The sequence below is a fragment of the Serratia sp. BW106 genome, from assembly GCF_002607755.1.
In the GTDB taxonomy this organism is placed as follows: Bacteria; Pseudomonadota; Gammaproteobacteria; order Enterobacterales; family Enterobacteriaceae; genus Serratia; species Serratia proteamaculans.
In genome coordinates this window covers 27,885-43,316 of sequence record NZ_MCGS01000030.1, presented here as the reverse complement: position 1 = coordinate 43,316, position 15,432 = coordinate 27,885, and the positions used below count along the sequence as shown (strand labels likewise).

The window sequence follows — 15,432 nt, the reverse complement described above, 5'->3', positions numbered from 1 at the left end:
GGGCGATGAGAGACATTCCAATGCCTGCCAGCGATGCGGCAACCGCGGGGGAGATTATCTCTCGCATTGGCCAACTGACGCGTATGTTGCGTGACAGCATGCGTGAACTGGGGCTTGATCAGGCGATCGCCCAGGCGGCAGAGGCAATCCCGGATGCGCGCGATCGTCTGGATTACGTAGTCACCATGACGGCGCAGGCAGCGGAACGGGCGTTGAACTGTGTGGAGGCCGCGCAACCGCGCCAGGCGGAGCTGGAATCAGAGGCCAGGGCGTTAAAAGGCCGCTGGGACGACTGGTTCGCCGATCCGATCGAACTGGACGATGCGCGCGAACTGGTGACCGACACCCGTCAGTACCTGGAGCAGGTGCCGGAGCATACGGCATTCACCAACGCCCAGTTGCTGGAAATCATGATGGCGCAGGATTTCCAGGATCTGACCGGTCAGGTGATCAAACGCATGATGGACGTGGTGCAGGAGATTGAAAAGCAACTGCTGATGGTGCTGATGGAAAATATTCCTGAACAGCCGGCGAAAGAGAAAAAGCCGAGTGACAGCCTGCTCAACGGTCCGCAGCTCGACCAGAACGGTGCCGGTGTGATCGCCAATCAGGCACAGGTCGACGACCTGCTCGACAGCCTGGGTTTCTGATGACGGGGGCGCGACATGAGTCGTGCCCCGAACTGCGCAACGACTCGCATAACTCAAGGTATATAGCATTGCTATATACGCTGTGGTGGTTATAATTTAAGCCACACCACAGAGGAGAGTCGCTATGACATTAGGTTCTGTATTTACCAATAACCGCACCCAGGCCGTGCGTTTACCTGCTGAGGTCCGCTTTCCCGATTCCGTTTCAAAAGTCTCGGTACGGGTGGTCGGTAAAGAGCGCATCCTTTCGCCGGTAGAAAATACCTGGGACAGTTTTTTCTGCACAGACAATCACGTCAGCGATGATTTTCTCAGCGAGAGGGCCGACCAGTATCAGTCTGAAAGGGAAGAATTTTGATGTTCAGCCACATGCTGGATACCAACATTGTGATTTACGTGATCAAGCGTCGGCCACTGGAAGTGCTGCAAAGATTTAATCAGCATGCCGGCAAAATGGTGATCTCGTCGGTCACTTATGCCGAGTTGATTCATGGAGTGGAAAAAAGTATGCGGCCTACAGAAAATGCCCGGGTGATTGACGACTTTGTCTCCCGTCTGGAGATACTGGATTACACGGCCAAAGCTGCCGCTCACTACGGTAATATTCGTGCCTGCCTGGAACGGCAGGGTACGCCAATCGGCATCAACGATCTGCATATTGCCGGACATGCTCGCAGTGAAGGATTGGTGCTGGTGACCAATAATCTGCGTGAGTTTGAACGCGTTGACGGCCTGCGTCTGCAAAATTGGCTGTAGCGCCACCTCGCTTCATTGAACCATCCCGCAAATAACCCGCCTTTTTCCTCGCTGTTCCATCAATGAAATCAGCATTTTTTTGGCATGCTGACGGCAATTTTATTCCCTCCCGGCACAGGAAACTCGCTCGTGGCTGAAGACAGCGATCTGGAAAAAAGCGAGGCTCCCACACCCCACAGGGTGGAAAAGGCCCGCGAAGATGGCCAGATCCCGCGTTCGCGCGAGTTGACGTCGGTGTTGATGCTGGTGGCAGGGCTGTCGATCATCTGGCTGGCCGGCGGCAATATGGCGCAACGCTTGGCCATGATGCTGACGCAGGGTCTGAACTTCGATCACAGCATGGTCAGCAACGACAAACAGATGCTGCGCCAATTGGCGACCTTATTGCAGCAGGCGGTTTGGGCGCTGTTGCCGGTTATGGCGGGGTTGACGCTGGTGGCGATCACCGCACCGATGCTGCTTGGTGGCCTGCTGTTGAGCGGCAAATCGCTCAAGTTTGATTTAAAGCGCATGAATCCGCTGTCCGGGTTGAAACGGATATTTTCCAGCCAGGTGCTGGCGGAATTGTTGAAGGGCATCCTGAAAGCGACGTTGGTGGGCTGGGTCACCGGCCTGTACCTGTGGCACAACTGGGCAGCGATGCTGCACCTGGTGACGCAACAGCCGCTCGATGCGCTCGGCAATGCACTGCAGATGATCATCTTCTGTGGCTTGCTGGTGGTACTGGCACTGACACCGATGGTGGCGTTTGACGTGTTTTATCAGCTGTGGAGCCACTTCAAAAAACTGAAAATGACCAAGCAGGACATCCGTGACGAGTTCAAGGATCAGGAGGGCGACCCGCACGTCAAAGGGCGCATCCGTCAGCAGCAGCGCGCCATGTCCCGGCGGCGAATGATGGCCGACGTGCCGAAGGCCGACGTTATCGTGACCAACCCGACGCACTACGCCGTCGCACTGCAGTACAACGACAAAAAAATGAGCGCACCGAAAGTTCTGGCCAAGGGGGCCGGTGAAATTGCGCTGCGTATCCGTGAGCTGGGTATGGAACACCGCATCCCGATGCTGGAAGCGCCGCCGCTGGCGCGTGCGCTGTACCGACACAGCGAGATTGGACAACATATTCCTGCCACCCTGTACGCCGCCGTGGCCGAAGTTCTGGCCTGGGTTTACCAGCTAAGACGCTGGCGGCGCGAAGGGGGGCTGATCCCGAAAAAACCTGAACGTTTACCGGTGCCGGAAGCACTGGATTTTGCTGGAGAAAGTGACACTAATGGCTAATTTGGCCGCCTTGCTTCGTTTGCCGGGCAGTTTTAAAGATACGCAGTGGCAGGTATTGGCCGGGCCGATACTGATCCTGATGATCCTGTCGATGATGGTGTTGCCCTTGCCGGCATTTATCCTCGATCTGTTGTTCACCTTCAATATTGCCTTGTCGATCATGGTGCTGCTGGTAGCCATGTTTACCCAGCGCACGCTGGAATTCGCGGCGTTTCCCACCATCTTGCTGTTCTCGACCTTGCTGCGCCTGTCGCTCAACGTAGCTTCGACGCGCATCATACTGATGGAAGGACACACCGGTTCCGCCGCTGCCGGTCGCGTGGTGGAGGCCTTTGGTCACTTCCTGGTGGGCGGTAACTTTGCCATCGGTATTGTGGTGTTTATCATTTTGGTGCTGATCAACTTTATGGTTATCACCAAGGGGGCCGGGCGTATCGCTGAAGTGGGCGCACGCTTTGTACTCGACGGCATGCCGGGCAAGCAGATGGCGATCGACGCCGATCTCAACGCCGGTCTGATCGGTGAAGAAGAGGCGAAAAAACGCCGTTCCGAAGTGACGCAGGAAGCGGATTTCTACGGTTCGATGGACGGTGCCAGTAAGTTCGTCCGTGGTGACGCTGTCGCCGGCCTGATGATCATGATGTTGAACGTGGTTGGTGGCCTGTTGGTCGGGGTGATCCAGCACGGCATGGAACTGGGCACAGCGGCGGAAACCTATACCTTGCTGACTATCGGTGACGGGCTGGTGGCGCAGATCCCGGCGTTGGTCATTTCGACCGCCGCCGGTGTTATCGTGACCCGCGTGGCGACCGATCAGGACGTTGGCGAGCAGATGGTTAGCCAACTGTTCAAGAATCCGCGAGTCATGCTGTTGAGTGCCGCGGTACTCGGCCTGCTGGGCATGGTGCCGGGGATGCCTAACCTGGTCTTCCTGCTGTTTACTGCCGGTCTGTTGGCCCTGGCCTGGTGGCTGCGCGGGCGGGAACAGCAAGCACCAAAAGAACAGGAAGTGCCGATAGCGCAGGATAATCCGCAGGCGGTGGAAGCCAGTTGGTCTGACGTGCAGTTGGAAGATCCGCTGGGGATGGAGGTCGGTTACCGGCTAATCCCGATGGTGGATTTCCAGCAGAACGGTGAGCTGCTCGGCCGTATTCGCGGCATCCGTAAAAAGTTTGCGCAGGAGATGGGTTACCTGCCGCCGGTGGTGCATATCCGCGACAACCTGGAACTGCCGCCGGCCAGCTACCGTATCCTGATGAAAGGGGTAGAGATCGGCAGCGGTGAAGCGCAACCGGGACGTTGGCTGGCGATCAATCCGGGTAACGCAGTGGGTGAATTGGCAGGGGATAAAACCACCGATCCGGCCTTTGGGCTGGAAGCGGTATGGATTGACAGCGCACTGCGTGAGCAGGCACAAATCCAGGGCTTTACCGTGGTAGAAGCCAGCACCGTGGTGGCGACCCATCTTAATCATCTGATTGGCCAGTTTGCCAGCGAGCTGTTTGGCCGACAGGAAACGCAGCAGTTATTGGATCGTGTCGCGCAAGACATGCCAAAACTGACCGAAGATTTCGTGCCGGGTGTGGTGACGCTGACCACGCTGCATAAAGTATTGCAGAATCTGCTGACGGAGCGGGTTTCGATCCGCGACATGCGCACCATTATCGAGACGTTGGCGGAGCATGCGCCGTCCCAGACCGATCCCTATGAGTTGACCACCGTAGTGCGGGTGGCACTTGGGCGGGCGATCACCCAGCAGTGGTTCCCGGGCAACGGCGAAATCCAGGTGATAGGCCTGGATACCCAGCTGGAACGCTTGTTATTGCAAGCCCTGCAGGGCGGTGGCGGTCTGGAGCCGGGGCTGGCGGATCGCTTGCTGGATCAGGCCAAACAGGCACTGCAGCGGCAGGAAATGCTCAGTGCGCCACCGGTACTGCTGGTGAACCACGCGCTACGGGCATTGCTGGCGCGTTTCTTGCGCCGCGGCCTGCCGCAACTGGTGGTGCTGTCGAATCTGGAAATCAACGACGACCGTCAAATCCGCATGACCGCGACCATTGGGGCCGCATAATGAAATACCGCATGGCGTTAATCTGCCTGTTAGCCCCGCTGAGCTTGCAGGCGGCATCGGGTTCCTGGGTGGCCGACAGCGTCGGTGCTACGCTGGAATACGGTGGGGAACGGGGTGAATCACCCCGGCTGCGTGCGCCAAATGAATTACCGGATGCGAATGCGCGTATCACCAGCGTAAGTTGGCGTTACCGCTTATTGGCTGCCGAACCGGCCGGCATGCAGGTGCAACTCTGTACCCTGACCCGCTGTATTACACTGGGGGGCGGCAGTGGCAGCAGCATTGGGCTGCAAGGCGAACCGGCAAATGCCGAACTGCGTTTTGTTTATTACGTGCAGGCGCGCGGCAGTTTGAATCCGCCGCTGCGGGTGATCAGCAATCAGGTGATTGTTAATTACCAGTAACGGTTAAGCCAGGATCGCCAGACCGTTGCGGTCGACCAACGAAAGCAGCTTCATCGCGGCGGAGTTGGGAACGGCTTCGCCGCGTTCCCATTTTTGCACCGCCTTTTTGCTGACGTTCAGATGCAAGGCAAACACCGGCTGGCTGACGTTCTCGCGCTCGCGCAGGGCGCGGATGTCCGCTGGGGTATATTGTTTGACCGGGCGTAAACACAGCATGTCGAAGGTGCGCATGGTGCCGGCATCGACAAATCCTGCCTGATACAGCTCCTGCACTTCCTGGTGGATCTCAGCAAGGATCTTGCTCATAGGTCAGTCTCCTCAACCTCTTGTCATTAACCAACTGATAAAGCCTGAAAGGGGAATAGTCCAGATAGAGCGCAGCAAGGCGCTTTAACCCGACCAATTCATCACTGGCAATGTTGTCCATTTCATTTTTGGCAAATCCTCTCATGAAAAAAAACCGGTCTTCATCTCGAAAGGCAATAAGTACCCGGTAGCCACCGCGTTTACCGCCACCCGCCCGGGCGACTCGTTTCTTATAAACGCAACTGCCCAAATTGGCATCGTACAGTTGGTTTTGTATTTCTCGCGCAGCTTTGATTACCGTGGCATCGCTAATGCGTTCGTGGGCAGCGAATGCCTGAAATGTTTTGGTGAGGTAAATATCGGTCATTCACACTCCCTGTGAAACTATCCCCTTTACGGGTATAGATCAAGTGGTTTAAAAAACAACACAGGGTGGGGGAATGGGATGGAACAGAACAGATGGAAATACCAGGTATGTGTAGTGTTACGAAAATAAAATCAGAGGGTTAGATAGAATGGCAACGGAAGTGCGAGTTATCTCGCATTGGGAAGCAATGCACCCGGTTGAACGCAGAGCTGACCGGGTGAAGTGCCATTAATTAAACGCCGATTTTTCGTCCGAGCAGGCTGGCGTTGCGCGACTGGCCATCGGGGCCGTACAGCGATTTGTTTTGCTTGCTCAGGATCGCCAGCGCCTGGGCGTTGTGATCGATCTGTTGATTGAGCAGCATACCGTTATGCTGGTTTTTTTCCCGCAGCCGTTGGCTGAGCGACTGCACCCGTTGCCAGGCTTCCGCCAGACGTGGATGTGCAGAGTAGGGTGCCTGTTGCCCTTGTGCACTTTCCAGTTTCAGCCGCTGCTGTTCCAGATAGTTTACCGTGGCCAGCAGCTGGCTTTTTGCGTCGGTGGCACGTTGCAGCGCCACGCCCGGTAATTGGCCTGAGCACAGCAAATGATGCTCTTCCGCCAGCACGGTATCCAACGCTTGCAGCGTTTCCAGCAGCTTATTGATCAGTTGCGCCAGATTTTCCATTACGATAAATCACCTTTCAAAGAGTTCCCTGGTGTTTAACCCGGCGGTTAAACCTTTGGTGTCGGGTTGCCGTTTGACATCCACTGGGCATCGCTTTGCGCGTCTTGCAGCAGGGCATCGGCAATTTTACCGGCATCCATTTTCAGTTCGCCGTTGCGGATCGCCTGTTTGATGGCGTCCACCCGGTTCATATCAATATCCTGCGTCCCTGGCTGCATCAGGCGCGCTTGCGCATCGCTCAACTTAACCTGGGTGCCACTGACGGTGCTTTCCGTCTGGGCGGCCTTGCGTGGCTGAAGTTGATTTTCAGCCGGCGTCTCACGCGGTTGCACCGTTGGAACGGGTTGCAGCCGCTGGGTGCGATCGATACTCATGGTCAATCTCCATCGATGCCGTCGCCGCGCGGGCAATGGCTGATACTATTTGTGGCCCTGGCGGCCAATAAAATACTGCTTATGACTTTATTATCGGCAAGGTTTGATAAACCTTTACCTTTTTATACCCGTCATCTTTCAAGCCGCAGCGTTGTTACCTGCTTACAAGGCCCATCCATGGTCCTTGCCCTTTCAGGGCCGCTGCAAGCAGCGTTCAAATCTGTTCCCGACAGATTTGTCGCTCACCCCAGTTACTGTAGGGGGCGAATAAATTCGCCCCGATTAATGCGGGCGCAGCATGCGGCGCCCCTACAATGCCTGGGGATGAGCGAGCTGGGCGCCTAGCTGCAACTTGAAAGCTATAGGGTATGTAGCATGATGCGAATTGCACCGTCGTCACCGACAATACCGCTAACAATTTGCCCGGAGGCCATGCGTACTCTGACGCTATCTTCGGTGGCGGCGTTGTTCATCGCCTTGCCTGAACCGCTGATGTTAAATCCGTCCCCCTGTGCGCTGACCTGCACCGCCTGACCGGCCTTGATCACCCAGGCACGGCGCAACATGGCGAAGGTCAGCGGCTGGCCGGGGCTGATATTACGCAGGCTGACGGCGCCCAGCGCCTTGCCGGCTTCGGTCAGCGTGCGGGGGGCCAGAGTGTCGAGTCGACCGGTTTTCAGCCTGATGTCCGCCTCTGTCAACTTGCTGCCTGCACTGATACCGCGTGCCGACACCAGGTATTTGCCGATCACCTGAACCTGCGTCTGGATAAAACGCCGCTCCTGACCGCAACGTGCCGAGACGCTGATATTGCCCCAACGGCGGGCATTTGGCGCGAGTGATAGCTGCGGAAATTCGCACTGTGGCCATTGGGCCGCGGGCGTGCGCACCAGCACTTTAACCTGTACCGGACTGCCGCTGAACTGGCTGTTGATGAAGCGATCGATCTGCGCCGTCAGATCCTCGGCCCGTGCGTTCAGGCTGCACAGCAGGGTGACCAACAGCAGTATTTTACCTTTCATCTTCGCTTCCTCAAGAACCATCAGGGTGCGCGTAAGTGTACCCGGACTGCGTTCAGGCTAAGCAGATAAATAGCGACGCATTTTGCCCTTATTCCCGCGATCGGCTGGCGGAAGGGGCGTTTATGCTGTCGGCTCCAAATTCTAACCTCGCGGAGGGAGCATGATCGACAAACTGGACGCTGCTCTGCGCTTTGGTCAAGAGGCGCTGAACCTGCGCGCCCAGCGGCAGGAAATTTTGGCCGCCAACATCGCCAACGCAGACACCCCGGGCTATCAGGCGCGGGACATCGATTTCGCCAGCCAACTGAACAAGGTACTGGAGCAGGGCCGTGTCAGCGGCAGTGGCATTGCGCTGAACATGACGTCGGCCCGCCACATTCCGGCGCAGAACATGCAGCCGCCACAGCTCGACTTGCTGTTCCGCGTTCCGGATCAACCCTCGATGGACGGCAATACGGTGGACATGGATCGCGAACGTACCAACTTCGCCGATAACAGCCTGAAATATCAGACCGATCTGACGCTGATCAACGGTCAGATCAAAGGGATGATGTCAGTGTTACAACAAGGATAAGGCGCATGTCGCTACTGAATATTTTTGATATCTCTGGCTCGGCGCTGTCTGCCCAGTCGCAACGCATGAACGTCAGTGCCAGCAACATGGCCAACGCCGACAGCGTCACCGGCCCGGATGGGCAGCCTTATCGGGCCAAACAGGTGGTGTTTGAAGTTGCCGCGGCCGCCGGGCAGCCCACCGGCGGTGTCCGTGTAGCCCAGGTGGTCGACGACCCGGCCCCGGAGCGTCTGGTTTACCAGCCGGGCAACCCACTGGCGGACGGCAAAGGCTATGTGCGCATGCCGAACGTGGATGTGGTGGGTGAAATGGTCAATACCATTTCCGCTTCCCGCAGCTATCAGGCCAACGTTGAGGTGCTCAACACCACCAAGTCGATGATGATGAAAACCCTGACGCTGGGTCAATAACCGGAGTTTGCCATGGCTATTGCCGCAACTACCAATGAAACGCTGGATAACACCGTCATCGGTGCCAACAGCAAAACCACCAACAGTCAGGATCTGAACAACAACTTCCTGACGCTGCTGGTGGCGCAGTTGAAGAACCAGGATCCGACCAACCCGATGCAGAACAATGAACTGACCAGCCAATTGGCGCAGATCAACACCGTTCAAGGCATCGAGAAACTCAATACCACGCTGGGGTCGATTTCCGGCCAGATCAACAGCAATCAGTCGCTGCAAGCCAGTGCGCTGATCGGCCACGGTGTGATGGTACCCGGCAGCAACATTCTGGCCGGCAGCAAAGACGGCAAGGTCAGTACCACGCCGTTTGGTCTGGAACTGGAGCGTGCGGCCGACTCGGTGACCGTCACCATTACTGACGAGACCGGCAAAGCGGTGCGCACTATCGAACTCGACGGCCTGACCGCCGGTGTGCATTCGTTTAGCTGGGACGGCACGATGACGGACGGTACCGCTGCACCCGACGGTGCCTACAGCTTTACCGTCAACGCCAAGGGCAACGGTGAGCAACTGGTGGCGCGCAGCCTGCATTTTGGCATGGTTAACGGCGTTATCCGCGAAGCGAATGGCGCGAAGCTGGATCTGGGTCTGGCGGGCAGCACCACGCTGGATGAAGTCCGGCAGATACTTTAATTCGATTTTTTATTTCACTCATTCATTGGGCGTTATCGGACGATAGCCTAAACAATATTCGGAGAATGACATGGCCTTTTCTCAGGCAGTAAGCGGCTTGAACGCGGCAGCAACCAACCTGGACGTGATCGGTAACAACATCGCCAACTCCGCCACTTCCGGTTTTAAATCTGGCACCGTTTCTTTTGCCGATATGTTTGCCGGCTCGCAGGTGGGGTTGGGCGTCAAGGTGGCCGGCATTACCCAGAACTTTAAGGGTGGCACCACCACCGGCACCAGCCGTGCGCTGGACGTGGCGATTTCCGGCAACGGTTTCTTCCGTATGCAGGATCAGGACGGTGGTATTTTCTACAGCCGTAATGGCCAGTTCAAACTGGATGAAAACCGCAACCTGACCAACATGCAGGGCCTGCAACTGACCGGTTATCCGGCGGCCGGTACGCCACCGACCATTCAGCAGGGGGCTAACCCGGTGCCGCTGAGTATCCCTGAAGGCATGATGAACGCCAAGGCGTCGACCTCCGGCACCATGGTCGCCAACCTGAAATCCACTCATAAGGTGCCGGACAACAAGACCTTCGATCCGGCCAAGCAGGATTCTTATAACTACGTCAACACCATCACCGCATACGACTCGTTAGGCAACTCGCACAACATCAATGCCTATTTTGTGAAGACCGACGACAACCAGTGGCAGGTCTATACCCAGGATGGCTCTGCTGCACCGGTCGATGCCGGCACCATGACCTTCGATACCAGCGGCAACCTGACCAGCACCACCAGTAAACAAGGTACCGCCGCTGAGTTCAGCATGCTGATCCCGATGTCCGCCAAAGACGGGGCTCCGGCGCAAAACCTGACTCTGAGCTTTGCCAAGAGCATGCAGCAGAGCGTCAGTGCCGACTCGGTCAGCAAGGTATCACAGGATGGCTATGGCGCCGGTGAGTACACCAATTTCCAGATTAACAACGACGGTACGGTGGTGGGCATCTATTCCAACCAGCAGACTCAGGTGCTGGGTCAGATCGTCATGGCTAACTTCTCCAACCCGGAAGGTTTGTCCTCGCAGGGCGATAACGTCTGGCAGGAAACCGGCGCATCGGGTCAGCCACGCGTGGGTATTGCGGGCGGCGGCGGCCTGGGCAAGTTGACCAGCGGCGCGCTGGAAGCGTCCAACGTCGATCTGAGCCAGGAACTGGTGAATATGATTGTCGCCCAACGTAACTACCAGTCGAACGCCCAGACCATCAAAACCCAGGACTCCATTCTGCAGACGCTGGTCAGCCTGCGCTAATAGGATTGATTTATGGATCACGCGATTTATACCGCGATGGGCGCGGCGCGACAGACGCTGGAACAGCAGTCGGTCACCGCCAACAATCTGGCTAACGCCTCGACGCCGGGCTTTCGCGCCCAGCTGTCGGCGCTGCGTGCCGTGCCGGTAGACGGACCAAGCCTGCCGACGCGCACGCTGGTTACCGCCTCAACGCCGGGGGCTGACATGAGCCAGGGAGCGCTGAACTACACCGCGCGCCCGCTGGACGTGGCGCTGCAACAGGACGGTTTTCTGGCGGTCAGCCTGCCGGACGGCAGCGAAGGCTATACCCGCAACGGCAACATTCAGATCTCCCCCAACGGGCAACTGACGGTGCAGGGCATGCCGTTGATGGGGGACGGTGGGCCGATTGAGGTACCGCCGTCGGCGGAAATCACTATCGCTGCCGATGGCACCATCTCGGCGCTGAATGCGGGCGATCCGCCAAACAGCATCGCGCAGATCGGCCGGTTGAAACTGGTGAAGGCTGATGCGCGGGAAGTGATGCGCGGTGACGATGGCCTGTTCCGTTTGACGCCGGAAACTCAACAGCTGCGGGGCAATCAGTTGCCCAATGATCCACTGGTGCAGGTGATGCCGGGGGTGCTGGAAGGCAGCAACGTCAAGCCGATGGAAACCATGGTCGACATGATCGCCAACGCCCGTCGCTTTGAAATGCAGATGAAGGTCATCCACAGCGTGGATGAAAATGAACAACGCGCTAACTCGTTGTTATCAATGAGTTAAGCTGCAAGGAAATAACCCATGATCCCATCTTTATGGATTGCTAAAACCGGTCTGGACGCGCAGCAGACCAACATGGACGTGATTGCCAACAACCTGGCCAACGTCAGCACCAACGGTTTCAAACGCCAGCGCGCGGTGTTTGAAGACCTGCTGTACCAGACCATGCGTCAGCCGGGGGCACAGTCCTCTGAACAGACCACGTTACCTTCCGGTCTGCAGATCGGTACCGGTGTTCGTCCGGTGGCGACCGAGCGCCTGCACAGCCAGGGCAATCTGTCGCAGACCAACAACAGCAAAGACATCGCCATCAAGGGGCAGGGCTTTTTCCAGGTGATGATGCCGGACGGCACCCTGGCTTATACCCGCGACGGCTCGTTCCAGCGAGATCAGAACGGCCAACTGGTGACCGCCAGCGGCTTCCAGGTGCAACCGGCGATCACCATTCCGGCCAATGCCCTGAGCATCACCGTAGGCCGTGACGGTATCGTCAGCGCCACCTTGCAGGGGCAAACCGCCGCCCAGCAGGTGGGGCAACTGACGCTGACCACCTTTATCAATGACAGCGGCCTGGAAAGCATGGGCGAGAATCTGTATCAGGAAACCGAGAGTTCCGGCGCGCCGAACGAGAGCACGCCAGGCTTAAACGGCGCCGGCCTGCTGTATCAGGGCTACGTGGAAACCTCTAACGTCAACGTGGCGGAAGAGCTGGTGAATATGATCCAGACCCAACGGGCTTATGAGATCAACAGCAAAGCGGTATCGACCTCCGATCAGATGCTGCAAAAGCTGACGCAACTGTAATTGACGGGCGCGGCTGCGCCCGTAACCCTATTTTGTGCAACAAAGGCGATACCCGTGGTAACCACAACTCTGATGGCAAACGTGCCGCCGCAAGGCAAACGCTGGTTGACGGCGATGGTGATGCTGACGCTGGGCGGCTGCGCATATATTCCGCATAAACCTCTGGTGGACGGCACGACCACGGCGCAACCGGCTCCGGCGGGCGCTCCGGTGCCGAACGGCTCGATTTTCCAGACGGTACAGCCGATGAACTACGGCTATCAGCCTCTGTTTGAAGACCGACGTCCACGCAATATCGGCGATACCCTGACCATCGCGTTGCAGGAAAACGTCAGCGCCAGCAAAAGCTCCTCGGCCAACGCCAGCCGCAACGGTGCCAGCAAGTTTGGTGTTGCCACCGCACCGCGCTATCTCGATGGCCTGTTAGGCAATGCGCGCGCGGATATGGAGATGTCCGGCGACAGCACCTTCGGCGGCAAGGGCGGAGCCAACGCCAACAATACCTTCAACGGCACTATTACCGTCACGGTCAATCAGGTGCTGGTTAACGGCAATCTGCACGTGGTGGGCGAAAAACAGATCGCCATCAATCAGGGGACCGAGTTCATCCGTTTCTCTGGGGTGGTCAACCCGCGCACCATCAGCGGCAGTAACTCGGTCGCCTCCACCCAGGTGGCGGACGCGCGTATTGAATATGTCGGCAACGGCTATATCAACGAGGCGCAGACCATGGGTTGGTTACAACGCTTCTTCTTAAATGTTTCACCGTTCTAAGGATTGACCGATGCTGAAAAAATTACTGCTTACGCTGTGGATTGGGCTGGTGTGTTTACCGGCGGCGGCGGAGCGCATTCGCGATCTGGTCACGGTACAGGGCGTGCGTGATAACGCGCTGATCGGTTACGGGCTGGTGGTGGGGCTGGATGGTTCCGGTGACCAGACCATGCAGACGCCGTTCACCACCCAGAGCCTGAGTAATATGTTGTCGCAACTGGGTATCACCGTACCGCCAGGTACCAATATGCAGTTGAAAAACGTAGCTGCGGTCATGGTCACCGCCAAGCTGCCGCCGTTTTCACGCACCGGGCAAAATATTGACGTGGTGGTGTCCTCAATGGGGAACGCCAAAAGCCTGCGTGGTGGCACCTTGCTGATGACCCCGCTGAAAGGGGTGGATAACCAGGTTTACGCGCTGGCACAGGGCAACGTGCTGGTGGGCGGCGCGGGAGCGTCGGCTGGAGGCAGCAGCGTGCAGGTCAACCAACTGGCGGGGGGGCGCATCAGTAACGGCGCTACCATTGAACGCGAACTGCCAACCACCTTCGGTGCCGGTGGGGTGATTAACCTGCAGTTGAACGATGAAGACTTCACGCTGGCACAGCAGATCAGCGACGCCATCAACCGCCAGCGAGGCGGCGGCACCGCTTCACCGCTGGACGCCCGTACCATTCAGGTGTTGGTGCCGCAAGGCAAGAGTTCGCAGGTACGTTTCCTGGCGGAGATCCAGAACATTAACGTCAGCGTCGGGCCGATAGACGCCAAGGTGATCATCAATTCCCGTACCGGTTCGGTGGTGATGAACCGAGACGTGATCCTGGATTCCTGCGCGGTGGCACAAGGCAACCTGTCGGTGGTGGTCGATCGGCAAAATACCGTCAGCCAGCCGACGACGCCATTTGGCGGCGGGCAGACCGTGGTGACGCCGAATACCCAGATTTCGGTGCAGCAGCAGGGCGGTTCGTTGCAGAAGGTTAACGCCAGCGCCAATCTGAACAATGTGATCCGCGCGCTTAACGCGTTGGGGGCTACGCCGATCGATCTGATGTCGATCCTGCAGGCGATGCAAAGCGCTGGTTGTCTGCGCGCCAAGCTGGAAATCATTTGATGGCTGGCGATCTGATGGCAATGTCGGGTGCTGCTTACGATGCGCAGGCACTCAACGGGCTGAAGCGTGACGCGGCGAGCGATCCGCAGGGTAACCTGAAACAGGTGGCCCAGCAGGTTGAAGGCATGTTCGTGCAGATGATGCTGAAAAGCATGCGTGCCGCGCTACCGAAGGATGGGGTGTTGAGCAGCGATCAGTCGCGGCTTTATACTTCGATGTACGACCAGCAGATCGCCCAGCAAATGTCGCAGAAGGGACTGGGGCTGGCCGACATGATGGTCAAGCAGATGAGTAATGCCAACGCGGTGCCGAGCGAGACCGCGGGCATGTCGCCGATGGCGCTGGACAACGAGGTGCTGCAAACGCTGCCGAATCAGGCGCTGGAACAAATGATCCGTCGCGCGGTACCGAAAGCACCGGCCACGCAGCCGTTGTCGCTCAATAACGGCAACTTTGTCGCCCGCTTGTCTATCCCGGCACGGGTTGCCAGCCAACAGAGCGGCATACCCCATCAGTTGATTGTGGCACAGGCGGCGCTGGAATCCGGTTGGGGTCAACGCGAGATCCCGACCGCCAACGGCACGCCGAGCTACAACCTGTTCGGCATCAAGGCCGGTGGCAGTTGGAAGGGGCCGGTCACCGAGATCACCACCACTGAGTTTGAGCAGGGGACGGCGAAGAAGATCAAGGCCCAGTTCCGGGTGTATGGCTCTTACGTCGAGGCGATGGCCGACTACGTCAAGTTGTTGACCAATAACCCACGCTACGCCGAGGTGGCCAATGCCCGCAGTCCGGAGCAGGCGGCGCATGCACTGCAGCAGGCCGGTTACGCCACCGATCCGCAATATGCCAATAAACTGGTCAATGTGATCCAGCAGATGAAAAACGCCGGCGAGCAGGTGGTTAAAGCCTATACCCATGACCTGAAGGATCTGTTTTAGCCGCTGGGCGCAGCATGCAGCACCCCTACGCAATAGGCCGTATTTAAATGTAGGGGTTCAGCATGCTGAACCCGTTTTTTTCCTCAAGTTTCCCCGCTTTTTGCCGATAACCAAGACAGGCTGAGTGAACCCTCTCAGCAGATTAATTGACTTCTGTGGGCCAGCGGCGCC

20 protein-coding genes are annotated in these 15,432 nt (G+C 57.6%); 15 read left to right on the top strand and 5 right to left on the bottom strand.

The features are described 5' to 3' along the window. The first annotated feature begins 5 nt into the window (after positions 1 to 5). From cheZ to BEI65_RS19070, 6 genes are all read left to right on the top strand, one after another. Entirely contained in the window at positions 6 to 650 is a 645-nt protein-coding gene (gene cheZ / locus BEI65_RS19095) for a protein phosphatase CheZ (protein WP_099064655.1), read from the top strand. A 124-nt stretch (positions 651 to 774) separates the two neighbouring features. Further along, a complete protein-coding gene (gene vapB / locus BEI65_RS19090; protein ID WP_085117342.1) occupies positions 775 to 1,008 on the top strand; it encodes a type II toxin-antitoxin system VapB family antitoxin in 234 nt (77 codons plus the stop codon). Beyond that, entirely contained in the window at positions 1,008 to 1,406 is a 399-nt protein-coding gene (locus tag BEI65_RS19085) for a type II toxin-antitoxin system VapC family toxin (protein WP_099064654.1), read from the top strand. The genes vapB and BEI65_RS19085 overlap by 1 nt, the downstream gene beginning before the upstream one ends. Positions 1,407 to 1,535: 129 nt before the next feature. Continuing rightward, the gene (gene flhB / locus BEI65_RS19080; RefSeq protein ID WP_099064653.1) at positions 1,536 to 2,687 is read left to right on the top strand and encodes a flagellar biosynthesis protein FlhB; all 1,152 of its coding nucleotides are present in this window, start codon (positions 1,536 to 1,538) and stop codon (positions 2,685 to 2,687) included. Beyond that, a complete protein-coding gene (flhA, locus tag BEI65_RS19075) occupies positions 2,680 to 4,758 on the top strand; it encodes a flagellar biosynthesis protein FlhA (protein ID WP_099064652.1) in 2,079 nt (692 codons plus the stop codon). The genes flhB and flhA overlap by 8 nt, the downstream gene beginning before the upstream one ends. Next, positions 4,758 to 5,162: a flagellar protein FlhE gene (locus BEI65_RS19070; RefSeq protein ID WP_099064651.1), complete on the top strand. Its 405-nt coding sequence runs from the start codon at positions 4,758 to 4,760 to the stop codon at positions 5,160 to 5,162. Before flhA ends, BEI65_RS19070 begins: the two co-directional genes overlap by 1 nt. 3 nt (positions 5,163 to 5,165) lie before the next feature. On the opposite strand, the gene BEI65_RS19065 is transcribed toward BEI65_RS19070, so the two are convergent. The 5 genes from BEI65_RS19065 to flgA all read right to left on the bottom strand — a co-directional run bounded on the left by BEI65_RS19065 (position 5,166) and on the right by flgA (position 7,898). Beyond that, the gene (locus BEI65_RS19065; RefSeq protein ID WP_006321467.1) at positions 5,166 to 5,468 is read right to left on the bottom strand and encodes a DNA-binding transcriptional regulator; all 303 of its coding nucleotides are present in this window, start codon (positions 5,466 to 5,468) and stop codon (positions 5,166 to 5,168) included. Beyond that, complete coding sequence (locus BEI65_RS19060) at positions 5,449 to 5,835, bottom strand: type II toxin-antitoxin system RelE/ParE family toxin (protein ID WP_099064650.1); 387 nt, start codon at positions 5,833 to 5,835, stop codon at positions 5,449 to 5,451. Before BEI65_RS19060 ends, BEI65_RS19065 begins: the two co-directional genes overlap by 20 nt. A 232-nt stretch (positions 5,836 to 6,067) precedes the next feature. Beyond that, the gene (locus BEI65_RS19055; protein ID WP_099064649.1) at positions 6,068 to 6,502 is read right to left on the bottom strand and encodes a flagella synthesis protein FlgN; all 435 of its coding nucleotides are present in this window, start codon (positions 6,500 to 6,502) and stop codon (positions 6,068 to 6,070) included. A 47-nt stretch (positions 6,503 to 6,549) separates the two neighbouring features. Then, the gene (flgM, locus tag BEI65_RS19050; RefSeq protein WP_099064648.1) at positions 6,550 to 6,876 is read right to left on the bottom strand and encodes a flagellar biosynthesis anti-sigma factor FlgM; all 327 of its coding nucleotides are present in this window, start codon (positions 6,874 to 6,876) and stop codon (positions 6,550 to 6,552) included. A 359-nt stretch (positions 6,877 to 7,235) separates the two neighbouring features. Beyond that, positions 7,236 to 7,898: a flagellar basal body P-ring formation chaperone FlgA gene (flgA, locus tag BEI65_RS19045; RefSeq protein ID WP_099064647.1), complete on the bottom strand. Its 663-nt coding sequence runs from the start codon at positions 7,896 to 7,898 to the stop codon at positions 7,236 to 7,238. A gap of 160 nt (positions 7,899 to 8,058) precedes the next feature. Here flgA and flgB point away from each other — a divergent pair, with 160 nt between their 5' ends. The 9 genes from flgB (at position 8,059) to flgJ (ending at position 15,261) form a co-directional block, all read left to right on the top strand. Further along, complete coding sequence (gene flgB / locus BEI65_RS19040) at positions 8,059 to 8,472, top strand: flagellar basal body rod protein FlgB (protein ID WP_037418980.1); 414 nt, start codon at positions 8,059 to 8,061, stop codon at positions 8,470 to 8,472. 5 nt (positions 8,473 to 8,477) lie between these two features. Next, complete coding sequence (gene flgC, locus BEI65_RS19035) at positions 8,478 to 8,882, top strand: flagellar basal body rod protein FlgC (protein ID WP_020827521.1); 405 nt, start codon at positions 8,478 to 8,480, stop codon at positions 8,880 to 8,882. 12 nt (positions 8,883 to 8,894) lie between these two features. Further along, positions 8,895 to 9,572 (top strand): flagellar hook assembly protein FlgD, encoded by a 678-nt coding sequence (gene flgD, locus BEI65_RS19030; RefSeq protein WP_099064646.1) that lies wholly within the window; start codon positions 8,895 to 8,897, stop codon positions 9,570 to 9,572. Between the two features lie 70 nt (positions 9,573 to 9,642). Then, entirely contained in the window at positions 9,643 to 10,866 is a 1,224-nt protein-coding gene (flgE, locus tag BEI65_RS19025) for a flagellar hook protein FlgE (protein ID WP_099064645.1), read from the top strand. Positions 10,867 to 10,878: 12 nt separating this feature from the next. Beyond that, positions 10,879 to 11,634: a flagellar basal body rod protein FlgF gene (locus BEI65_RS19020; RefSeq protein WP_099064644.1), complete on the top strand. Its 756-nt coding sequence runs from the start codon at positions 10,879 to 10,881 to the stop codon at positions 11,632 to 11,634. A gap of 18 nt (positions 11,635 to 11,652) precedes the next feature. Then, positions 11,653 to 12,435, top strand: coding sequence for a flagellar basal-body rod protein FlgG (gene flgG, locus BEI65_RS19015; protein WP_020827517.1), 783 nt, complete (start codon positions 11,653 to 11,655; stop codon positions 12,433 to 12,435). Between the two features lie 72 nt (positions 12,436 to 12,507). Next, the gene (gene flgH, locus BEI65_RS19010; protein ID WP_099064643.1) at positions 12,508 to 13,209 is read left to right on the top strand and encodes a flagellar basal body L-ring protein FlgH; all 702 of its coding nucleotides are present in this window, start codon (positions 12,508 to 12,510) and stop codon (positions 13,207 to 13,209) included. A 10-nt stretch (positions 13,210 to 13,219) separates the two neighbouring features. Next, positions 13,220 to 14,320, top strand: a complete 1,101-nt coding sequence (locus BEI65_RS19005; RefSeq protein WP_099064642.1) for a flagellar basal body P-ring protein FlgI — start codon at positions 13,220 to 13,222, stop codon at positions 14,318 to 14,320. Continuing rightward, the gene (gene flgJ / locus BEI65_RS19000; RefSeq protein WP_099064641.1) at positions 14,320 to 15,261 is read left to right on the top strand and encodes a flagellar assembly peptidoglycan hydrolase FlgJ; all 942 of its coding nucleotides are present in this window, start codon (positions 14,320 to 14,322) and stop codon (positions 15,259 to 15,261) included. Before BEI65_RS19005 ends, flgJ begins: the two co-directional genes overlap by 1 nt. Positions 15,262 to 15,432: the final 171 nt, after the last annotated feature.

Bases quoted from the DNA above. Each gene is read 5' to 3' on its own strand.
- flgH (WP_099064643.1), top strand. From the start codon at position 12,508: ATGGCAAACGTGCCGCCGCAAGGCAAACGCTGGTTGACGGCGATGGTG.
- BEI65_RS19070 (WP_099064651.1), top strand. From the start codon at position 4,758: ATGAAATACCGCATGGCGTTAATCTGCCTGTTAGCCCCGCTGAGCTTG.
- flgC (WP_020827521.1), top strand. From the start codon at position 8,478: ATGTCGCTACTGAATATTTTTGATATCTCTGGCTCGGCGCTGTCTGCC.
- cheZ (WP_099064655.1), top strand. From the start codon at position 6: ATGAGAGACATTCCAATGCCTGCCAGCGATGCGGCAACCGCGGGGGAG.
- BEI65_RS19005 (WP_099064642.1), top strand. From the start codon at position 13,220: ATGCTGAAAAAATTACTGCTTACGCTGTGGATTGGGCTGGTGTGTTTA.
- flgA (WP_099064647.1), bottom strand. From the start codon at position 7,898: ATGAAAGGTAAAATACTGCTGTTGGTCACCCTGCTGTGCAGCCTGAAC.
- vapB (WP_085117342.1), top strand. From the start codon at position 775: ATGACATTAGGTTCTGTATTTACCAATAACCGCACCCAGGCCGTGCGT.
- BEI65_RS19060 (WP_099064650.1), bottom strand. From the start codon at position 5,835: ATGACCGATATTTACCTCACCAAAACATTTCAGGCATTCGCTGCCCAC.
- flhA (WP_099064652.1), top strand. From the start codon at position 2,680: ATGGCTAATTTGGCCGCCTTGCTTCGTTTGCCGGGCAGTTTTAAAGAT.
- flgD (WP_099064646.1), top strand. From the start codon at position 8,895: ATGGCTATTGCCGCAACTACCAATGAAACGCTGGATAACACCGTCATC.
- flgE (WP_099064645.1), top strand. From the start codon at position 9,643: ATGGCCTTTTCTCAGGCAGTAAGCGGCTTGAACGCGGCAGCAACCAAC.
- BEI65_RS19085 (WP_099064654.1), top strand. From the start codon at position 1,008: ATGTTCAGCCACATGCTGGATACCAACATTGTGATTTACGTGATCAAG.
- flgG (WP_020827517.1), top strand. From the start codon at position 11,653: ATGATCCCATCTTTATGGATTGCTAAAACCGGTCTGGACGCGCAGCAG.
- BEI65_RS19055 (WP_099064649.1), bottom strand. From the start codon at position 6,502: ATGGAAAATCTGGCGCAACTGATCAATAAGCTGCTGGAAACGCTGCAA.
- flgJ (WP_099064641.1), top strand. From the start codon at position 14,320: ATGGCTGGCGATCTGATGGCAATGTCGGGTGCTGCTTACGATGCGCAG.
- flgB (WP_037418980.1), top strand. From the start codon at position 8,059: ATGATCGACAAACTGGACGCTGCTCTGCGCTTTGGTCAAGAGGCGCTG.
- BEI65_RS19065 (WP_006321467.1), bottom strand. From the start codon at position 5,468: ATGAGCAAGATCCTTGCTGAGATCCACCAGGAAGTGCAGGAGCTGTAT.
- flgM (WP_099064648.1), bottom strand. From the start codon at position 6,876: ATGAGTATCGATCGCACCCAGCGGCTGCAACCCGTTCCAACGGTGCAA.
- BEI65_RS19020 (WP_099064644.1), top strand. From the start codon at position 10,879: ATGGATCACGCGATTTATACCGCGATGGGCGCGGCGCGACAGACGCTG.